Source organism: Bacillus sp. 2175, from assembly GCF_057812155.1.
The window spans coordinates 2,903,965-2,924,921 of record NZ_CM173819.1; the positions used below are offsets into that span (position 1 = coordinate 2,903,965).

Sequence of the window (20,957 nt, forward strand, 5' to 3'; positions counted from 1 at the left end):
CTTTTCACAAAATCCGTAAATTAAAAAAGGATGCTTTTATACAAAAGTATCCTTTTTCGTCCCTTATCTATTTAATATGAAATTTACTAAAAGTAAATCCTAGTTTCTCCACATAATCCATCCCTAATTCCATACGCGCCGTTTTCAACGGATCCACAACTTGGCAAACTTTTAAATTACCTGCTGCCGATAATAAAAGCGTTGCATCAGCTTTAGACATTGCTAATTCTTCATGTAAAAATGTCACCATATTACGTACAGCACGATTTGCTGCATCATCTAGCAATTTTTCTGAAGCAATCGTCATTACTTTTTCTTTTTGAATAGCCATTGGTAGTGGCCATTTTTTCCCTTTTATAATTTGAACTGTTACAGTTACCTCACCAGCAACCTCTACTCCACTAACCCCAATTTCACCATCCCCCATTGCTGCGTGTAAATCACCTAACGCTAATAGTGCTCCTGGGACATTAACTGGTAGTAGTAATGTTGTTCCTTCTTTAATTTCTTTACAGTCCATATTCCCGCCGTGATCATGCGGTGTGCCACATGAAATGCTCTCTTCTTTCGGTGCAATACCAATTACCCCAATCATTGGATTAATCGGGATTTGTAGTTCACTTGAAAACAAAACATGTTCATTATGTATTGGGACAATTTTCACTGTATTTTCATTTAACTCATTCCCTATTACACCAAGGTTTGCACCTGTAGTTAAAACGCCCTGCTCTGCAATTTTAATCTTTTCAATCGTTACGGCTAATATATCGCCAGGTTCTGCTCCTTTAACATATACAGGTCCAGTCGCTGGATTAATTCGGTTCCAATCTAATTCTTGAAACACAACATCTTCAGAATCGATTTGATTTTCAAAGCAATCATATGTTTCAAATACAAGACTGCTCCCAATTTCCACTTCCATACAAGGTTTATTTTCTGGTGACATTGAGTAAATGATATGGTCTTTATGAATTCGATACATAATACCTCTCCCTTTTATATTTATCTACTATTACTAATTAGCTCTTTTTATACAAGCTCCTCTTAAAATTAAATGTTATTTTTATGTAAAAAAGCACGCAGATTGTTTTATAACATACACTCTTTACTATAACAGAAAGGTGGTATCACTATGCCCCTTATTCCATACAACGAAAGTGATGTTGATTTACTAGCTCGTTTAATTCGTGCTGAAGCTGAAGGCGAAGGTCGCCAAGGTGAGGAGTTAGTTGGATGCGTTGTAGTAAACCGTGTATTTTGTGATTGCTTAGATTTTAAACAACTCCGTACCGTACGCGACGCTGTATATCAAAGCCCCGGCGGATTTGAAGCAGTACAATATGGATATTTTTATCAACGCGCTCGTGAATCAGAAAAAGAAATTGCACGAAAAGTTTTACAAGGTGAATGGCGCTGGCCTGCACGATGGGCTCTTTGGTATTTCCGTCCAGTTGGAGCTTGTCCACCTGAATGGTATAATCAGCCATTTGTAGGACAGTTTAAAAGCCATTGTTTTTATGAACCGAGTGGTGATGAATGTCCAAAAATGTATTCACGCTAGCAAAATTTGAAACGCAAGTACTTAGAGGTCTAAGTACTTGCGTTTCTTTTAGCTTTATTTTAGAAATCTAGTAATGAGATGAATTTTTCGATGCCCACCACATGTATTAATAACGATATACGTGGGCCACTAGACTGATTCATAATGAGCTTATAAATAATAATAAATAATTGTTTTTGATTTTCTTTCATTATTTTTTTATTGTCATGATGGCAAATCGAATACAATTGCTCCATTAAGTTAGAGTAATCTTTGTTAGAACGAAGTATATTGCAAACTTTTACTAACCATTCTTTCTGTCTTTCATCTAATGTGTTGTAAAACTCTGTATTTCTCTCTCGATTTACCGCAATTAATTTTTCAGATTGAAAGTTTTTTATCCAATACTCTGCGCGGTTACATATCGCTATCATAGCATCTAATGTATAACTTCTATCTATTTTTTCTAATGTATCTTGTAAAATAGATGAATCAAAATTTAATAGCGGTAACGTTCCTGCTACTTGATTAAATCTCGGATATTCTTTAAACTGCCTATCAACTTTAGAGAGTTTAATTGCATCAAATAAATCTTCATTTTTGAGCGTTTTATTTTCATAGCTATCTTTCAATCGTTCATACTCTGTATAATTACGAATCACATCTTCATCCAACCCAATATGAAAAGCAGCGCCTGGTTTGTATTTGGCAAACATAAAGAGAATTACTTCTGGTATATACACTTTCAATAAATCGCTTGGTGTAATGCTATTCCCTGAAGAACTAGACATTTTTTCATGATTCCCTTTAATACCAATGAAATCGTAAGCAACGTAATGAGGCGCTTCACGATTGAATATTTTCCTTGCAATTTCTTTTGATACATTATAACTACCCGTTTCTGATGAGTGATCTCTTCCACCCGGTTCAAAAATAACATCCTCTATCATCCATCTCATCGGCCAATCGATTTTCCAGTTTAGTTTCATTTTATTTGTATTTAATACGGATAATTCTTTTTCATTTCCGCATTCACATTCATACCGGACTGTTTTTAATACTTCATCAAAATGTGTAATAGTTGTTGTATCTTTTCCACACCTCTCACAATATAATGTAGCTGGATAAAAATTGTTTCGCTCTTCTTCACTACACTCTCCAGTTTTAAAATCCATTAAAATATCATATATTTCTTTTCGTTTATACAAAGCCTCTAAAATATTTTTGTTATACCTTCCACTTCTATATTCATCATGTTGATAAATAAATTCTACTTCAATTCCAAATGCTTGAAGCGATGTTTCAAACTCTTTTTCAAAATGCTCCGCATACGAGTTATGACATCCATACGGATCTGGAATATCACAGTATGGCATACCAATATACTTTGCAAAAGATGGATCAATATTTTTTGGAACTTTTCTAAATCGATCATAATCATCCCACGAAAATATAAAACGAGTCTTTTTCCCTAAACCTTGAAGTGCTCTTACTACGAAATAAGTCGTTACGATTTCACGAAAGTTCCCAATATGAACAGAACCTGAAGGACTAATTCCAGATGCACAAACAAACGTTTCTTTATTTGGATGTTTCCTAATTAATTCATGTGCTACTTCATACGCCCAATGCATTTATTGCTCACCTCAATTATTTTTTGTTTTCGTATTCTCAGTTTTATGCAATAAAAAAACTCCCACCCCCAAGATTATTCATCTTGAGGACGAGAGTTGTTAGCTTCGCGGTACCACCTCAGTTTGTTAATATGTCACCATATTAACCTCTTCAGGTACGGCAAAATATGCTTATACCCTATCTCTATAACGGGAGAACCCGTCGCACCATCCCTAAATAAATTAGTTCCTTGCGCAGCTCCAAGTCTTTTTTCGTTAAGATGTATACCGCTCTTTCTCAGCTACCAGAGCTCTCTGTACGTATTCTTTCTTAACTACTCTTCTCTTCCATGCCATTTTAAATATTAGTTTTTTAATATGATAATTTATAACACTTTTATTGTCAAACTTTTCCGAATCAAAAACATATAATTACCTAAAAAAAATTCTTTATCGCTTCTAATTGAATTTTGTGACTACACTCATCACAACAATATACCCCTTTTGGTTTTTCTTTAAATCGCTTATATTTTTCACTGCCTTCGTAAACACGAAATATATTCTTACAAGAAAAGCAAACAATCTCATAAAACATCATATGCATTTTCCTCTCCTTGTTTATACACTTTTTTAATCACTTGTGAGAAGGTCATTTTTCTACAGCATAAATTTTAATATCCTTTGACTAAAAGGTTTACCTCTATTCTTATCGAATTATATTAATATCTTATAACGCGAGGTGAACATCTTGTTCAGTAATATAGAATTAGTTTTAGATGCTAAAGCAAGTTTAGCTGAAGGACCATGTTGGAATGAAAAAAAGCAACTTTTATATTGGGTTGATATTATGGAGAGAAAATTATGCATATACAATCCTACCGCTAATACGAACCGAGTAATTTCACTCAATCAACAAATCGGCTGTGTTGTTCCATATTTAGAGGATGTACTACTCTTAGCTATGGAAAAAGGCTTTTATTCTATTAATATAAATACCGAAAAACTGACACATATTTTTGACCCTGAACCACATTTAATAGAAAATCGTTTCAATGATGGAAAATGTGATCCAGCTGGTCGTTTCTGGGCAGGTTCTACAGATACATACGGTATGAATACTGCAGGTTCCTTGTATTGTTTACATCATAATTTAAGTGTAGAGAAAAAAGTTTCACATGTAAATACATCAAATGGAATTGCTTGGTCACCTGATCATACATACTTTTACTTTATAGATACACCTACTAAAAAAGTGGTTCGCTATCAATATAATATACGTACTGGAGACATTCATAATCCAATTGATGTAATCATTTTCTCTGAAAATGATGGTCTACCTGATGGTATGACAATTGACGAAGACGGCTGTTTATGGATTGCACATTGGGGAGGTTCAAAAATAACTAGATGGAATCCCTCTACTGGAGAAAAAATATTAAGCATTCCAATTCCAGCTTTATATGTAACATCATGTACATTTGGAGGACCTAATTTAACAGATTTATATATCACAACAGCCAGAACAAGAATGACTGATGACGAATTAAAAGAGTATCCACATGCTGGTGGTATTTTTCGAATTCAAACAAATGTTAAAGGCTGTCCCACCTATTCATTTTGCAATAAAAATATTGGAGCTGAAACAATGTGAACCGTATCGATTACATAAGACAAGAAGAAAAGAAATATCACGGCCTTTGCTATGAACAATATAAACTATTTGAAATTGGCTCTTGGCTGTACAAACCGGTTAAAACAGTTATGGACTTGATGGGTCACTTTGAAGGACAAAACAACTTGCAAGTACTTGATCTTGGCTCTGGCATCGGTAGAAATAGCATTCCAATTGCACAAAAGATAAGAAATACTAGCAGCACTGTTACATGTGTTGAGTTACTTAATTCCGCTTTAACAAAGCTACAAACTTATAGCAAAGAACATGATGTATTCGAGGTTATAAAAACAGAACAAGCAGCAATTGAAAACTATCATATTGACTCTAACGCTTATGATTATATCGTTGCAGTATCCAGTTTAGAACATATCAAATCAGAAGAAGATTTTAAAAACGTACTTCATTCTATGAAAAAAGTGACAAAAAACGGCGGTATTAATTGTTTGATTATTAACTCTAACATACAAGAAATTGATTTAAAAACGAATGAAGAATTAGAAGCTTTAATTGAAATTAATCTCTCAACCGAAGAACTGATACGTCTATTAAAAAACATTTATAAAGGATGGAAAGAAGTAAAAGTTGAAATAAAAGAATTAGCTTATAATATAGTTCGTAATGAAAGACACATTCAATTAAAAACAAATGCTATTACTTTTGCCTTTCAGAAATAATACTATAAAAGGTAAGGATATTTTCTCATATATTCATAGGAACACCCTTACCTTTTATCTTCATAATATTATTTCGTTATTAGTTTTCGTATCATCTAAAATATAATTTTCATTCGAAATACTAATCAGCTATTAATTGAATTCATTAACTGGAAGAAATATTCCGCTTCATGAGTCTCATTCAGTTTATACCATGAATGAAGTGTATCCGGCGCAAATACATCTAATTTTCTCAATACCTCCATGGCAAATTCTAGAGGAGCTACACCCGATGCGGTAATAAAGTTTTCACTGGATGATACAGGTCCCTCTTTATAAAAATTTTCTCCTTTATAAGTAGGACAAACCATTTTCATATACTCTAAACTATTGCTTGTGTGATTTATAGAATCCAAGTAACCGTAATTTGCAAGACCTATAGTTGCACCGCAAATGGCAGCCACAATTGTACCAAGTTTTAAAGCCTCATCAACTTTTTGCAAAATAGGTTTATGTATTTCTTCACTCCAAGTATTCCCTCCAGGTAAAATTAATAGATCGTTACTCTCAAGGATACATTCATCTAGGGAAATATCCGGCTGTATATTCAAGCCCCCCATTGAAATAACCATTTCTTTATTTATTCCAACTGTGACTACTTTAAAAGGCGCTACATCTTTTTTAAAATATCTCCCTGTATTAAGTTCAGCAATTAAATGTCCGTACTCCCAATCCGACATCGTGTCAAATACATATAGATAGGCTTTTCTTGTTTGCATTCAATAACACTCCATTCATATACTACAGTTTTAATTACAAAAATTGCTCTTTTCATTTTAACATTTTATTCAATATTTATGGTTTAAAATTCCAAATAAAAGAGCACTTGTTTCCGCAAGTGCTCTTTTTGGGGATTTTGAGATATCCTATTAAAGAAAGTTAAGGTTACTTAAAGTTAATAGGTACTTCTATTATATGCTTGTCCTTTTTATTTGTGCATAATCAATATATAAATATCTTTAATAATTCTTAATAACTTTTAATTATAGTTCTCTCTTACATTTTATCGTTAAAAAATTGGCTTTTTCTCACGAGAAATTATCTTTTTATATTGTACCTATCTAATACTTTTTCTAACATTTCTAAAGTTATTGGTTCTGCTTCTTTTATTAATCGATAACCAATACGCCCATTCGGTTCCGCTGTAACTTGCTGTAAACTCTTTACATCATGGATCCCTTTTTCTCTTAATTGCATATATAGTTGTTGCTCCGACATTTTTGCCTGCATCAAATTCTCTTTTACAATCTCTCCGTTTTCAACAATTATAATGCTACTTCCATTTAGAAATTGTTCCACCTTCTTTGATTTCAATTCAAAGAAATGAATAATAAGTAGTATGCTTGCAAATATGATGGCCGCAAATATAGATGGGACTACTTTTCTACTTAATACAGGTTCTACAATAATACGGCCGATTGATACAACTATAATGATTTCAGCTCTTGTCATTTGGCTGACAGATGCACTACCTGTCATTTTCAAGACAATTATTCCAGTAAAAGTTAATATAATACTTTCCCAAATTATATTCATAATAACCCAATCCTTTAATGGTGTATTTTACTATCATTCCCATTAAAGTTGTGTTTTACTTACCTATTAAGTTGTTAAATCCTTCAGACCATGATGGAAATAAAGGTATCCAACCATACTCTTTACGTGCCTTATTATTGGAAGCTCCTCTTTCCCAACTATTTTTCCCATCTTGAACTTTAGGCTTAGGTGCCCCTATCGCTGCTGCATATATTGGTAACCATTCTTTACTAGTTGCTGGATAATTATCTACAATATTTACGATTCCTGAAGGCCAATTAAGGGCTAGCATAGTAGCTCTTGCAGCATCTTCGACATGTATAAACGAGCTTATCCCGTCTGATGCGATAATCTCATTATTACGAACTTGATTTGCTATTAATCCGTTTTCCGCATACCATGTTCCTGGTCCATATAATGTGCCATAACGAAGTATAACCGATTCAGGTAACTCAGTAACAGCTTCTTCTAATTTTAATATGCCATTAACAGTGACTTGCCGAGGCGCGGAAGCAGTAATATGTAGTGAATCTTTTTCAGTCGTAAATGTATCCCCTGGTTCATACGCCCATGAAATACTTTGAGCGATTATTTTCTGTACCCCTACATTTTTAGCTGCATCGACAAGGTTACGAGTGCCTTTTGTTCTAATTTTTGCATTATCCTCAAAATTCCATGATGACAATGACGTTAATTGATGAATAACTACATCGGGATTTGTTTCTTCTAATACAGAAAATACAGCCTCTCTATTAAATACATCAGCTATTACTGGTATGGCACCAACCTTTTTCATTGCTTCTACTTGCGAAGTATTACGGATCATCGCAAACACCGTGTGCCCATTTTTTATTAACAGTGGTAATAAAGAACGTCCTATTACACCAGTTGCACCTGCTACAAATATTTTCATATATGTTCCTCCTCATTTAGTAATCATAAATGTGACGAAACATTTGTGAGGTATGTGACAATTATTTAATCTGTGTATTCATTTTCATGTAAATGTGAATTAAAATCCCAATATCCCTGGAGGTGACAAGGATTTATGAATATTCATATTTATACACTTACGCAATACAGAGCTACACTATATATTAATTAAACACTAATAAAACCTATTTTTTTCTCAGAACCTCCTCATTTGTACACTCTTTTTTTATTTTCAATTAACGTTTAAATAAAAAAACGTATAATCCGCATCATTGCCAATTTTCATATATTAAATGCCTACTTCATACAGTAATAAATAATGATAAAAGAAAACAGAGGGTGGTTGTATATGACAATGACGGATATTTATAACTTTATGATTAAACATGGACGTATGCCACACTTCCACGATGAATTTCCGTTAATTTTATTCTGGAGCCAAAAAAGTGGCTGCACTTCACTAGCAAATTGGTTCTTTTATCAAATTGGATTATATGAAGAAGCGATTAATTACGATCCGTTTATTCATAACTACGAGTATGATATATACAAAAATTCTTTTTTTTACTATATACAAGTAGCTACAGAATTAAGGCTTAAACAAAAACACGCGTACAAACTTGTTAGAAACCCTTATAAACGAGCTGTCAGTTCTTTCTTATCACTCCTTTCACCACCCCATATAGAACATCCGGAATGGAGACCTATTCGTCAATTTCTGTACAGGGATGAGAATTGTAATAAGAAAATCTCCTTTAAACTTTATCTATATTATTTAAAATCTTTTGATTCTAATTCAGACATAATAAACCCGCACTATGCTCCACAATATATACAAAATGAAGAACGTTTTGTAACTAATTATATCTACCTAGAAAACTATTCTAAGGAAATCGCGAAACTAGAAGATCAATATGGATTAAAAAAATCTCCTTTAGATTTATTGGAAAAATCATGGCACCATCAGAACGACTATGCTATTTTTAAAGGGGACTACGCAGACGCTAACATAATAGACCCCTTATTTCCACGGCTCCCAACATATGATAGTTTTTATGACGCCGAAACTACTCAATTAGTTGAAGACATATTTAAAACAGATTTTACCATATACAAATACCCCTTTACGCCACTTTAAAATATATAATTTCTTGAATTTATATATTCAGAATATACATGCTAATTAAATGGGATGGAGCACATATAAAAATGTGCTCTTTTATCAAGGATTTATTAAAATCTCATATTACAACCAACATAGTGAATCCGAATATTATATATTTAATGCAGAATCTTAAAGCTTTTCCTTATAATGAGTAAACTAAAAGAATCTCAATCGGTCATTCTAACTAGCCAACCATCAGTCTTAAATACAAACTTATCTCTGCCCTTCTCAATAAGTATATTATTGGGGTAGAGACACATGCCCATCAACTTAAGGATAGAAACTCTACGGTTTTCCATTAATTGAAATGAACAAACTTTTAAACAGTATAATCCTCTTAAAAATGAGCATACGAAATAAACCCTAACGGGTTTCATTTTTTTCTTATGCAGCTTTCTTTTGTTTTCTCAATCCATTATACTCATAGACAACACCCATAATATCAAAGATAGTTTTCTTCTCATATCGATGGGATTTCCGGCCATTTTTCTTTAGTAGGGTAAACAGGCGGATTAAAACCTTTGTTATTATACGGGTGTTTCTCTGTATCGCTTGATATAACAGGGATAGATGATCTTGAATCATCCCAATTGCTTTATATTCGCTTAGTTCTCTTTTGTGCTTTTGCAACAGAAGTTGGCGCATCTTAAACATCGTGGAAGAACATATAAAAATGGCAATGAGTTTTCCATACACATGGCATTCTAATCGCTCTTGTTTGATAGTTTGCCAATGATGAATTTGAAATAGAGATTTCCACGTTTTAAATATGATTTGTCGGGTAAAAGACTGGCGCGGTATCAGTTGTGATCCGTTTCCAGCCTCTCCCCATAAGAACTGCTCGTGAGGTTTTCCCTCAAGCAGCTCACCCCATAAACTTCATCAAAAGGGTTATGAGACCTATCAAATGGCAGACACTTTCATCGGAAACTCTCTGCACTTTTCAGGGGAAGGACTTTCCAGTCCCAGTAAAGCCCCAGTACACCATAGAGATATTCGTTACTCCATCTCTGCCATCCGATGCTACGCTTTCGTCGTCGTTTCCTTCTCGTTAACAGTGTGCGAATTTTCATCTCCGTATAATCACGTACTTCACTGAAAGCTTGACTAGAGTTCCCAACCCGGAAGTAGTTCACCCATCCAGTCAGTACGGCATTGATTTGTTTTATTAAGTCTTGTGCTGGCTTCGCTCCTGCGTTTTGAATGAGTTCGCGAATTTTTGCTTTCACTGTCGTGCGAGCTTTCTTCTTCGGGATCATGAAAACGAAGAATCCATTCTTATTTCGGTTCGGTATTCGTCTCAGGTCAAATCCTAAAAATCCGAAGGATTCTCCTTTTAGGACATTGACCATCTGAGTCTTCTCCAGATTCAGTTCAACTCCCAAAGGCTTTAACTGTTCCCACAGTCGTCGTAATGCCAGTTCAGCCCATCCACTTTTACTGGAGTGTCCGCTTACAGCGATAACTATATCGTCGGCAAAACGGTGATAGTTTACAGCTTCGTAATTGCCATCAGCTGTTTTACGTCGAATGGTATCAAATGTCCAATCCACTTCATTGAGGTAAATGTTCGCGGCTAGTGGAGAAAATGGTCCCCCTTGCGGGACACCGATCTTTCCTGTTGCCTTAATTACCTGTTTTACAAGATGCATAACCTGTGGGTCTTGGACACGTTTCGCGATTTTCTCCAATAATATGTTGTGTCGGATTGTATCAAAGTAGCGTGACAAATCAACATCAATTATTATGGTCATACGGCGCAATATACTGCGTCGTACTTCTGCCAATGCCTGATGTGGAGAGCGTTTCGGCCGAAACCCATACGAGTTTGGACAGAAATCAGCTTCAAAAATTGCTTCTAATATGAGTTTTAGCGCTCCTTGTACTACACGATCTCGTATACACGGAATTTGCAGAGTTCGCATTTTGCCGTTTGTCTTTGGGATTTCTACTTTTCGATTGGCTTGTGGTTGGTATATTCCAGCTTGTAATTCTTCTTGAATACCCGTTAAGAATGGGATAACTCCTTCTAGTTCTATATCAGCAAAACTTTTTCCATCAATGCCTGGGGCACCATTGTTTTTCCTCGCCTGTTGATATGCTTCGTGAAGGGTTGTAATTTTGGTAATGTGGGTAAATATCCCCCAAAACCGGTGCGTAGGTTCAGACTTCGCCTTTCGATAGATTCGTTGCCTTAGTTCCTGCAAAGTGATGGGTGTTTTTGTCATAGCACCCTTGCCTCCTTTAGTCATACGAAATGTTTACAGGTTCGGATCCTTTCCTCCCCGCGTGTTTTGCTGCACGCAGATCTCTGGTACTACGATCCGTTCCGCCACCCTGACACCTACCGTTCTCACTTCCCGATCGCGGTTATAGAGACGGTCTCCTCGATGAGATTTCTTCATCGGGTGTCGAGGGCTTCTCCAGTTTCCACATTATCTTTCTCTCCATGTCGCCGCTGATACCCCGCCGGTGAGAACTGCCGTTCCAGACTCGTTTCGGTCAGTTCTTGTTGCTTTCGCACGTTATCGACCGTCTCAGCCACCGGAATTGCGTGTAACGAGGCTACATCTACGTTCACTGTACGTTACAACCTGGAGATTTGCCCACATGCCTTTTGCATGTGATGTCAGAGGGCTTCGCCATGTCGCTTTCACTTCATGGCGCCTCTCAGGCTACGGGAGTGGAGTCTATTCTCCCGATTGGACTTTCACCAACTAGATAATGTGTCCTTATCTGGACACGCCGATCTGCCAGCGGAGGGAGTAAAAATCATGGATTTGTTCCATCGGAACCACTTCCCAAGGCGTATTCGTAACATATATGTTGATACCCGTTAATCGTTTACTCTTTTCTGAAAATGTAATCCCCTTTTTACTTTCGGTATAGCTTTGTTTTTTTCTACGTTCCAGTATTTGTTCCTCTGTTAATCGGTAGATAATTACTCTTGTAAATAATCTTTGATTCTTGCCAATATACGACTCTTTTATTTCATACGTTTGTCCTGGTTTTAACGTGTGCATAATGTTCTCTAAATCAACTTGGATATACTGTGACTGTTTTTTGATTGTCCCATTTCGAAAGTATTCTGGAAATGGATTTTTCGTATAGACGGTATGGTTTAACTTAAGTCTTGATATATAGCACACGCCACGTTGATCCATTTGATCTAAGTCTTCCAATGAAAAATATCCTAAATCACGAATACACAGATCACCCGGCCGTAAGGTATCTAAGCAATCTGTTCCAAATGTTTTATCATTATTTTTTCCAGGACCTACCTGGAAGTTTAAAAACTGTCCGCTGTGTAAGTCATATTCTAATTGAATCTTGATACCTGCAGTTTGTGCACAACCACCTGACCCAGGATATACATGTGCTAAATGTTTCGGTACTTGGAAAATCGTCGCATCTAAAATACGGATTCGTTGAAAATACGTGAGTGCTGCACTTGAAATGGCTGATGTTTTACAAAGTTTACTTTTCCATAATGCAGAAAAAATATATTTCAAAAATTCAACCGCTTTTTTATCAAAGCGTTTATTGAGTCCTTCTGGACTCATAAGAGTGCCTGTGGCGGCGTGTAATTGACTGCATAGTCGAACGAGAGAATCACTCGCTGTACGTTGACTGACCCAGATACATATGGTAGCTAATTCATTTCCTGAAAACTTTCGTTTTCTTTTTACAAAACCTAATTCTTTAGCGAGTTCTTCCAAAAGAGAAGGGGTTAAATGACGATACAGCTCTTCAGAAAATAGTTGTAATTCATCTTGAATTGAAAGATTCATAAAAAATGTCATCCTTTCTAGCTAGCTTTTTAGAAAGAATAACGTTTTTTGACACTTGGGGGTAGTGCAAATTCTTAAGTTGATGGGCATGGGGTAGAGACAATATAAGAGATTAAGAATGTGTAATCTCATCCAAATATAATCGATGTCTTTAAAATCAGAAGATGCTCATAATTTCTAATTAAAAAGAAGGAAACTTAATATTCAAAATCAGAACACTTAAAAACCAATCTTTTAAATGTAGAAGTTGTAAATACTCCCCCTTTTTTCTTTATTAGAAAAATATAGATAACCTATTCTATTTCACTATTGTTTAACAGCATTATTATTCTGATAACATTTTAAGAAAAGTTGTTGCCGCCCAAATGAAATACGCAAGTTGCGTAACGATATACATCGTAATTTCAAAACCTGTAAGCTTTCTTACCTTTTTTATTTTCTTTAAATATCTATAAAAACAAAATGAACATAAAATCAGTAAAACAATAGACATTTGATATAGATTTTCCACTAAAAGAACTGCCATTTATTTCATCACCTTTCCAATAAAGTGAAACTTTAATCAGTGGGGGGGTTGTTCATCCTCCACTGATTATCAGCCCTCACCAGTCGGGATTTAACGGGATAAAAAATATATAGTTCAAGCATATCATTTTAACGGAACTAATTACCGGAATTTTCAAATTAAATGAACTTCCTAAGTAAAAGAAGTAACTTTTTGGAAATGTTTCAATACAATATTATGTAATTCAATACGCTCTATATAATATTAGATTAGGTTTTCTTTTACTGTACATGCTTAGGAGGAAGTTTTACATGCAATTGATTCATAACATACAAAAAACGTTTAATAACCTATGTAACTACGATACGGTCAATTTAATACACGCTATTCAATCATTAAATATTTCACTTCATAAAATATCTCCTTTTATTACTTCACCAGTTAATCTTGAATACGGACGGAACGTTATCTATCAGTCTGAATTTGTAGAGATTTTAGTATTAAATTTCCCCAGCAAAGCAAAGACTTTTGTGCACGATCACGGAATATCTGTAGGATGTATACTAATAGTCAATGGTACGCTACAAAATATAACGTACGAAAATAATAGCGAGCGGATTGAAGAGTTTACAGAGGGAAATATTTTCACAGTAAAAAAAGATACTGTGCATAAAATGTATAATGCTACAGATTCGGCAGTAATAACTTTCCACGTATATTCCCCCCCATTAAAAGATGTCCAAATATATGAATAGTCTTTAGAAGGAGGAAATATGCAAAATTTGAAAGATTACTATATAAAGAGCTTACAAGATGGTCGTAACGTTTGGCTCTATGGACAAAAAGTAGATGTAACTACAGACAAACATTTTGCAGGAACATTAAGTACCATTTCTAATTTATTTTCATTGTTTGATGATCCAATACGAAGAGATTCTATTGGATATGTTAGCCCAAAAACGAAAGAATTTGTCCATACGGCCTTTTTAATTCCGAATTCCTATAACGAATTATTAATGAGGAGAACCGCTTTTGAAACGTGGAGTTATGCTACAGACGGTGTAATGAGTAGACTATCTGATTACGCAAGATCGAGACTTACCGGCTGGTACGTATCAAAATATTTTTATAAAAAATTCGATGTACAGTTTCCAGATAAAATTACATCTTATTATGAAGAAGCGAGAGATAATCACTTGTTCTTAAGCGTAGTTCAACGTGATCCACAAATAAATCGATCTACAGAATCAATGTTGAATACAAATGACTTAGGATTACTAAGAGTTACGAAGAAAACTTCTGACGGAATTTATTTAAGTGGTGCTAAAATGATCGGTACTGCTTCTCCTTATTCACATGATTTATTAATCTATCCATTAGCAAAACTGACTGATACTCAAAAAGATTTAGCTCACTTTCTCATTGTGGCAGCCAATTCTCCTGGATTACATATGGTTTGTAGAGAACCATTTGCGAATACACATTCAATTACAGTTGATTCCCCTCTTAGCTCACAGTACGATGAAATGGATGCACTATTAATCTTTGATAATGTATTTGTACCATGGGAACGTGTCTTACTATATAACAACCCTGAAGCGTTATGGGCAATAAAGTCAGATATAGCTTCTAGTAGTTTAGCTTATCACCAAGCAATTGTACGATTAGTAGTAAAGCTAGAATTTATAACTGCAATTGCTTGTGAAATTGCTGAAGCAATCGGTGCTACTACTTATTTGCATGTTCAAGAGAAGCTTGGGGAATTAATTATGCAAATCGAAACAATTCGCGCACTTTTAATTGCTGCAGAAGTTGAAGGTACTACAAATGAAACAAAAACTTATTTGCCAAAATTTAAATATATCGAAACTGCAAGGAATCTTGGTTCCAAATATTATCCCCGTGCAATAGAAATTTTACAATTAATTGGAGCAGGTGGTTTCATTCAACTTCCTTCGAGCTCGAATGACTTCCAGAGTCCAATAGATGATTTATTGAAAAAGCACTTTAAAGGAACAAATATAGATGCCGAACAACGCACAAAATTATTTAAGTTAGCCTGGGATATTATTGGAAGCCCATTAGGATCAAGACACGAATTATACGAAAGATTTTACGCGGGAGATTCAATACGAAATACAGCTACGCAATATGTAAATTATGATAAAAATCATTTTAAAAAGATGCTAAGTAAATATTTACATTAATGAAAAAGAGCACTTTTTGCTAAGAGTGCTCTTAAAAAACATATAGTTATTCAGTTACATATATAGTTGCTCCGGCCACAACTGCTACTTTTCTCCGTAATCGTTTCATTTTATTCAGCTTTATAACCTCTGGTATATGCTTCCTATCATATTTCCTCATATAGGCTTCTCCATCTGGAGTAACTAATTGTAAAACAATCTCACAACAAACCTCCTAATTCAAATTATTACTTTCTAAACTGAAAATCCAACTGTCTTGATTGCTTGATTTCCTCAATTACTTTACGAATACCTTCTTCAATCTTATCTTCTTTTACATTCGAAACATTTAATTTTAATAGTTTTTCTTTAGGAAAATCCCTCATATAATTCTTATCAATAGTATCGACACTTATTTGAATGTCACCTAATTTTTGTATAAGTGTTTCTGTAACTATGTTTTTCTGCATTTCTAAACAAGTGTGTATTCCAAGTGTGTTTTGTCTATTATATGTAAATAATGATGAATTTTTATTTTGCACTTTTTCTAATGTTTCTGCTAGTTTTATTGATCTATTGTAGTAGGAAGAATTAATTTTACTTTTATGACGTTCAAACATACCACTCTTTATATAAATTTCTAAAGCCGCTTGAGAAATCATCGGACTATCAATATCTAGTATTTTTTTGTATGTATAGAAAGCATTTGCAATGGATCGTGGGATGACCGCAACTCCAACCCGTAAACCTGGAAAAATAATCTTCGAATAACTTTTCAAATATATGACATGACTACAATTATCCAAGCTATATAACGGATCTGCTTTTGAATCAGTTTCTAAATCTGCTAAATAATCATCTTCCACTATAAATACATTGTATTTCTTAGCCAATAGTGTGATTTTTTCTTTCTCATCTTTAGAATAAGACGTTCCAAGCGGATGATGATATCTCGGTATCGTATAGAAGAATTTTATTTTTCCGGTTTGAAATATTTGCTCCAATTCATTCAAATCGATACCTTCATTCGTACGTTTAATACCGATTACAGGAACTTTATTTATTTCTAGATAATCAATATATAGATGATATGTTGGTTGTTCAATTAATACAGTTTCATTTCCATTCGGAAATGGTATAGAAGTTAATATAGCAAGTGCCTGCTGAACACCTGACGTTATAAAAATATTTTCTTCTTTTGTAAAGACTTGATAATTTGCTAGTTGTTTTTGAATAACTGGTATTAAAGATGGTAACCCTTTCGGCGTTCCATATACAAACAAATCATTTTTATACGTATCAATAGCCTTATTAATACAATGTTGAAAATCTAAATATGGGAAAACATCTGGATCTGGTGCTGAGGAAGCAAAATCAATTATCTCGTTATTTTCTATGGTACTCCCAGATTTCTTAACAACGTAATATCCACTTTGAGGGACAGAATATATAATATGACGCTTTTCTAATTCATGAAGCGCACGTATAACTGTCGCCTTATTACATTCATATTGCGTAACGAGTGACCGTATAGACGGTAATTTCTTTCCTTCATTTATTTCTCCATTTTGAATCATATTTTCTATGTCGTTTAAAATATGTAAATACTTATACATATTACACCTCCTTCAGCAATTTTCTATTTAATTATATCGATTTTATATTCATATAGCATTCATTCCTCAATTAGTTAATTTTCCGATCATCTATATCGTAAATCCCAATAGCGTATGAATCATTTTCAATCCATTTCTTTACTGCTTCTGTTTTAAGTACCCCTTCAACTTCTTTTTCTATTTTCTGTCCAAGTTCTCTCGCCCCTACTTCATCATCGCTAATCTTAGTTTTTATATCAATGGTAACAGGTTGATTCTTTTTATAATTTATTTGCTGAATCCCAAACCCTTCATATCCATTCTTCCTGAATACGTCATCAAATATCTGTCCAAAAACTAACTCCCATCTATGTTCTGCATTTACAATCTCCTTGTTTCTTTGAGATATATTTACTTTATAGGACATAATACCTTGAATTTGCAATCTTTTATTAATTTCTTTTTTATTTCGTTAGCATTTTCGCTATCAGCAATTTCTAAATCTACTATTCTTGCTTTTTCATCCCATATAGCAGCACTAAAAAAAGATTCCTCCTTTACCGCTGCTGTAGCAATATCCATCACTATAGAATCTTCACTTTTAGCATCTTCAATCTCATTCTCACAGGCACATAATAAAGCAAATGGAATTAAAAATACAAGTACCTTTGTTCCCTTTCTCATGTAGCACCCCTCCACACATTTTCATTTACGATAAACTTTTTACTTTGACATATAAATACCTTCTATAATTATTAAATTTAACATTATTTCACATTTTCCCCACTTAACAAGGGAATTACAATTAATAAATAGAATATCTCTATGAATAAATAAAAAGTGAGGGATATATAATGCAACGTGTAAATACGATTGATATTAGTAATGTACTACAATTGGAAAAAACTCTTTCGACTTTATTAAATAAGATGATTTCTTCAAAACTAGACCTTGAAAATTGGTTAAAAGAGCAGTCAAAAGTAATTTGGGAAATCGAAGAACAATTAAGATTACATTACATCGCCTTTCAATGTAATACGGATGATGAAGAAATAAAGGATACATTTGAACATGATCAACAATTTGTAAAGCCACTTTTAAAGCGGTACCAAAATTTATTGGATAATAAATATTTAGAGTCACCTTTTCGAATGGAATTAGATTCTAACGTATATGGTTTATTAGATACAAAAATAAAAAATGCTCAAAAGTTATTTTGTGAGGAAAATATTGAATTAGAAATACAGGAAGACAAATTAGTCACAGAGTACTTTGAAATCACTGGAGGATTAAGTGCCATTTGGGACGGAGAAGAAAAAACGATAACAGAATTACAATCCTATTTACAAGATTCGAATCGTGACATCCGTAAAAAGGCAAAAACTATTATTTCTGAACAATTTTTATCTGTTGAAAAAGAACTCCAAAACATATTAAATCAATTAATTGAAATTCGCCATCAAAAAGCAAAAAATATTCAACTAGAGAATTATCGCGATTATATGTTCAAAAAATACGAGCGTTTTGATTATTCAGCGATAGATTGCTATGAACTAGCCGAATCCATACGTAAGTATGTTGTGCCTCTTAAAGATAAAATAATGCTAGAGAAAAAAGAAAAACTGCAAGTAGATACACTTCGCCCTTGGGATGTATCAGCTGTAACTCCAGATCAAAAAGTACTTAAACCTATTGCAAATGAAAATGATTTAATTGAAAAGAGCACTCATATCTTTAATAAACTAGATGTTGAATTTTCAGCACTTTTAAACCGAATGTATAAACACAATTGTCTTGATTTAACAAGCCGCAAAGGAAAAGCAGCTGGTGGCTTTTGTGAGTACTTACCAGCTTCACAATTATCTTATATTTTTATGAACTTAAATTATACACAAGATGATATTATCACTTTTATACATGAAATGGGTCATAGTATTCATAACGAACTCATAAAGCCATTAGAATTACGACAGTATATAGAAATTCCAGCTGAAACAGCTGAACTAGCCAGTATGACAATGGAGTTATTCTCGCTTAATTATTGGGATACCTTCTATACAGACAAAAAAGATTTAAAACAAGCAAAAATTAACTTCTTTAAAGATGTTATTTCATATTTACCTATTATGCTTATTGTAGATCAATTTCAACACTGGCTGTATGAAAATCCAATTCATACTTCTGAAGAAAGAAATGAAAAATACTTACAACTTCAAAAACATTATCAATCTAGCGTCATACATATTGATGGCTACGAAAACTGGATAGCAACGAGTTGGTTACCTGTACTCCATATTTTTGAAGTACCATTTTATTATATTGAATACGCGATTGCCCAACTTGGGGCATTACAAATGTATAAACAATATAAAGAGGATCCTAAGCAAACACTAGAAAATTATAAAAAGGCATTATCACTAGGAAGCTCGCAATCTATAAAAGAAGTATATGATGCAGCCGGTATTCGTTTTGATTTCTCTGGTGAAACCATTAAAGAACTAATGCTATTTGTAGAAAAAGAATTAGAATTACTTGAGCAATTATAAGAAGAAAACTACACCTATATTTTAGGTGTAGTTTTCTTCTTCATTTTATTAATCAGTTCTATGTACTGAGTATCACCATATCCGATTGTTGGAAAAAGATAAAACAACTTTGTTAATAATTCTTGATTTGATAAACCTTTATTTTTAGAGATGAATTTCATTACGATATTATCTTCTTTTAGCATTTCTAAATATAAATCTATAGCTTGATACATTACAGGTGGTACTTTATGATAAGTCTTTTTATGGTTTACTAATACTTCATTGTATATAGTAGAATAATCCCCCAATTCAAGTTCAATTTGATTTACTTTAAATTCATCCTCCCTGAAACTATTTAAGTATACTTTCCCTTCATAGCACGACTGCTCAAGGTATGAAAGTAAAGTAAGTAGATTCATTTGGCAAAACATATCTTCACCGAACCATAAAACAATACATTTATACTTTTTCGCAAATAGATTTTCTAACGGATCTATAACTTTTTTTGCATAATTTTCGACTGAACTGTTATGACCTTCTGCTCTTATTTTAATAAACTCTTCATCAAAAACTTGTGCAGTAACGCTATTTACACACATGGCCTCGTTAAATGGGGCATAATCAGACTCACCCATTAGCTCCTCCGTTTTAAATTCTTCATACATCATTTGACCATTCAATATGTTAAGTACATCTTTATCAAATAGCTCACTATTCTTATTACGTAACTGTTCAACCTCTAATTTTCTAGAAATATTCATTTTGAACTCCCCTTCTTTATTTATATTGAGTTTAACAAATGATTGAATAGGCATGTTGTTCGTTGGTATTCTCTTGGATTCATTCCAAAAATATTTTTACATATTCAATTTAGCCGTTCCTATTTATAGTGCGATAGAATATTCATTTGCTGGAAATGGGAATATCATTGACTATGAACATTCTATTACAAAAGCACTATTTGAAGGCTACCAAGAGGAAAATGAACTACCAAAAGAGATGATAGACAAGTTTCCATTATTTATTAAATTAAAGGAGATTTTTGAATATAGCTTAATGCATATGTATTGGGATAAAGAAGAATTAACGGAGGAACAAGTACGGATAATAAATCTTTATAGGTTAAAACTTGAAAATAATTATTCTTTAATAAATATGTAAAGCGAATGTTGTTTAA

Annotated in this window: 18 protein-coding genes, 3 pseudogenes and 1 other annotated feature; of the genes and pseudogenes, 8 read left to right on the forward strand and 13 right to left on the reverse strand. The window is 33.6% G+C overall.

Going from position 1 to position 20,957, the window contains the following annotated elements:
* Positions 1-67: 67 nt before the first annotated feature.
* Positions 68-982, reverse strand: a complete 915-nt coding sequence (locus ACXKY9_RS15135) for an acetamidase/formamidase family protein (protein WP_000285663.1) — start codon at positions 980-982, stop codon at positions 68-70.
* A gap of 150 nt (positions 983-1,132) precedes the next feature.
* On the opposite strand from ACXKY9_RS15135, the gene ACXKY9_RS15140 reads away from it, so the two are divergent.
* Positions 1,133-1,561 (forward strand): cell wall hydrolase, encoded by a 429-nt coding sequence (locus tag ACXKY9_RS15140; protein WP_001128398.1) that lies wholly within the window; start codon positions 1,133-1,135, stop codon positions 1,559-1,561.
* 59 nt (positions 1,562-1,620) lie between these two features.
* On the opposite strand, the gene lysS is transcribed toward ACXKY9_RS15140, so the two are convergent.
* Together lysS and ACXKY9_RS15150 are read right to left on the reverse strand one after the other, a co-directional pair.
* Entirely contained in the window at positions 1,621-3,174 is a 1,554-nt protein-coding gene (gene lysS, locus ACXKY9_RS15145; RefSeq protein WP_000558626.1) for a lysine--tRNA ligase, read from the reverse strand.
* Positions 3,175-3,256: 82 nt separating this feature from the next.
* Positions 3,257-3,513, reverse strand: a binding site (T-box leader).
* A gap of 76 nt (positions 3,514-3,589) precedes the next feature.
* Positions 3,590-3,757 carry a DUF2197 domain-containing protein gene (locus ACXKY9_RS15150; RefSeq protein ID WP_000551045.1) on the reverse strand — a complete coding sequence of 56 codons (168 nt, stop codon included), beginning with the start codon at positions 3,755-3,757 and terminating at the stop codon, positions 3,590-3,592.
* Positions 3,758-3,901: 144 nt separating this feature from the next.
* Here ACXKY9_RS15150 and ACXKY9_RS15155 point away from each other — a divergent pair, with 144 nt between their 5' ends.
* A complete protein-coding gene (locus ACXKY9_RS15155; protein WP_000492427.1) occupies positions 3,902-4,804 on the forward strand; it encodes an SMP-30/gluconolactonase/LRE family protein in 903 nt (300 codons plus the stop codon).
* Positions 4,801-5,502, forward strand: coding sequence for a class I SAM-dependent methyltransferase (locus ACXKY9_RS15160; protein ID WP_001079477.1), 702 nt, complete (start codon positions 4,801-4,803; stop codon positions 5,500-5,502). Before ACXKY9_RS15155 ends, ACXKY9_RS15160 begins: the two co-directional genes overlap by 4 nt.
* A gap of 125 nt (positions 5,503-5,627) precedes the next feature.
* Here the strand turns inward: ACXKY9_RS15160 and ACXKY9_RS15165 are convergent, their stop codons facing one another.
* From ACXKY9_RS15165 to ACXKY9_RS15175, 3 genes are all read right to left on the reverse strand, one after another.
* Positions 5,628-6,260 (reverse strand): type 1 glutamine amidotransferase family protein, encoded by a 633-nt coding sequence (locus ACXKY9_RS15165; RefSeq protein ID WP_001194775.1) that lies wholly within the window; start codon positions 6,258-6,260, stop codon positions 5,628-5,630.
* Positions 6,261-6,579: 319 nt separating this feature from the next.
* A complete protein-coding gene (locus tag ACXKY9_RS15170; RefSeq protein WP_001021697.1) occupies positions 6,580-7,077 on the reverse strand; it encodes a DUF421 domain-containing protein in 498 nt (165 codons plus the stop codon).
* A gap of 55 nt (positions 7,078-7,132) precedes the next feature.
* Positions 7,133-7,990: an NAD-dependent epimerase/dehydratase family protein gene (locus ACXKY9_RS15175; protein WP_000689414.1), complete on the reverse strand. Its 858-nt coding sequence runs from the start codon at positions 7,988-7,990 to the stop codon at positions 7,133-7,135.
* Positions 7,991-8,359: 369 nt separating this feature from the next.
* Here ACXKY9_RS15175 and ACXKY9_RS15180 point away from each other — a divergent pair, with 369 nt between their 5' ends.
* Positions 8,360-9,148 (forward strand): sulfotransferase family 2 domain-containing protein, encoded by a 789-nt coding sequence (locus ACXKY9_RS15180; RefSeq protein WP_000178874.1) that lies wholly within the window; start codon positions 8,360-8,362, stop codon positions 9,146-9,148.
* A 411-nt stretch (positions 9,149-9,559) separates the two neighbouring features.
* Here the strand turns inward: ACXKY9_RS15180 and ACXKY9_RS15185 are convergent.
* The 4 genes and pseudogenes from ACXKY9_RS15185 to ACXKY9_RS15200 form a co-directional block, all read right to left on the reverse strand.
* A pseudogene (locus ACXKY9_RS15185) lies at positions 9,560-9,952 on the reverse strand (IS4 family transposase); the annotation flags it as partial.
* 143 nt (positions 9,953-10,095) lie between these two features.
* A complete protein-coding gene (ltrA, locus tag ACXKY9_RS15190) occupies positions 10,096-11,403 on the reverse strand; it encodes a group II intron reverse transcriptase/maturase (protein WP_000169371.1) in 1,308 nt (435 codons plus the stop codon).
* Positions 11,404-11,916: 513 nt separating this feature from the next.
* Positions 11,917-12,966, reverse strand: a pseudogene (locus tag ACXKY9_RS15195) (IS4-like element IS231C family transposase); the annotation flags it as partial.
* A 325-nt stretch (positions 12,967-13,291) separates the two neighbouring features.
* Entirely contained in the window at positions 13,292-13,492 is a 201-nt protein-coding gene (locus ACXKY9_RS15200; RefSeq protein WP_000279695.1) for a hypothetical protein, read from the reverse strand.
* A gap of 290 nt (positions 13,493-13,782) precedes the next feature.
* Between ACXKY9_RS15200 and ACXKY9_RS15205 the strand changes: the two genes are divergently transcribed.
* Both ACXKY9_RS15205 and ACXKY9_RS15210 read left to right on the forward strand, forming a co-directional pair.
* On the forward strand, positions 13,783-14,226 hold the full coding sequence (locus ACXKY9_RS15205) for a cysteine dioxygenase (RefSeq protein ID WP_001176004.1): 444 nt from the start codon (positions 13,783-13,785) through the stop codon (positions 14,224-14,226).
* 18 nt (positions 14,227-14,244) lie between these two features.
* Complete coding sequence (locus tag ACXKY9_RS15210; RefSeq protein WP_001180374.1) at positions 14,245-15,678, forward strand: 4-hydroxyphenylacetate 3-hydroxylase family protein; 1,434 nt, start codon at positions 14,245-14,247, stop codon at positions 15,676-15,678.
* Between the two features lie 227 nt (positions 15,679-15,905).
* Here ACXKY9_RS15210 and ACXKY9_RS15215 read toward each other — a convergent pair whose 3' ends face one another.
* Complete coding sequence (locus tag ACXKY9_RS15215) at positions 15,906-17,273, reverse strand: aminotransferase-like domain-containing protein (RefSeq protein WP_000280116.1); 1,368 nt, start codon at positions 17,271-17,273, stop codon at positions 15,906-15,908.
* 70 nt (positions 17,274-17,343) lie between these two features.
* Positions 17,344-17,936 (reverse strand): annotated as a pseudogene (locus ACXKY9_RS15220) (DUF4030 domain-containing protein).
* 170 nt (positions 17,937-18,106) lie between these two features.
* Between ACXKY9_RS15220 and ACXKY9_RS15225 the strand changes: the two are divergent.
* On the forward strand, positions 18,107-19,798 hold the full coding sequence (locus ACXKY9_RS15225) for a M3 family oligoendopeptidase (protein ID WP_001190034.1): 1,692 nt from the start codon (positions 18,107-18,109) through the stop codon (positions 19,796-19,798).
* Positions 19,799-19,812: 14 nt separating this feature from the next.
* On the opposite strand, the gene ACXKY9_RS15230 is transcribed toward ACXKY9_RS15225, so the two are convergent.
* On the reverse strand, positions 19,813-20,541 hold the full coding sequence (locus ACXKY9_RS15230) for a hypothetical protein (RefSeq protein ID WP_002101028.1): 729 nt from the start codon (positions 20,539-20,541) through the stop codon (positions 19,813-19,815).
* 52 nt (positions 20,542-20,593) lie between these two features.
* Here ACXKY9_RS15230 and ACXKY9_RS15235 point away from each other — a divergent pair, with 52 nt between their 5' ends.
* Positions 20,594-20,941 carry a hypothetical protein gene (locus tag ACXKY9_RS15235; RefSeq protein WP_000899730.1) on the forward strand — a complete coding sequence of 116 codons (348 nt, stop codon included), beginning with the start codon at positions 20,594-20,596 and terminating at the stop codon, positions 20,939-20,941.
* The last annotated feature ends 16 nt before the right edge of the window (positions 20,942-20,957 follow it).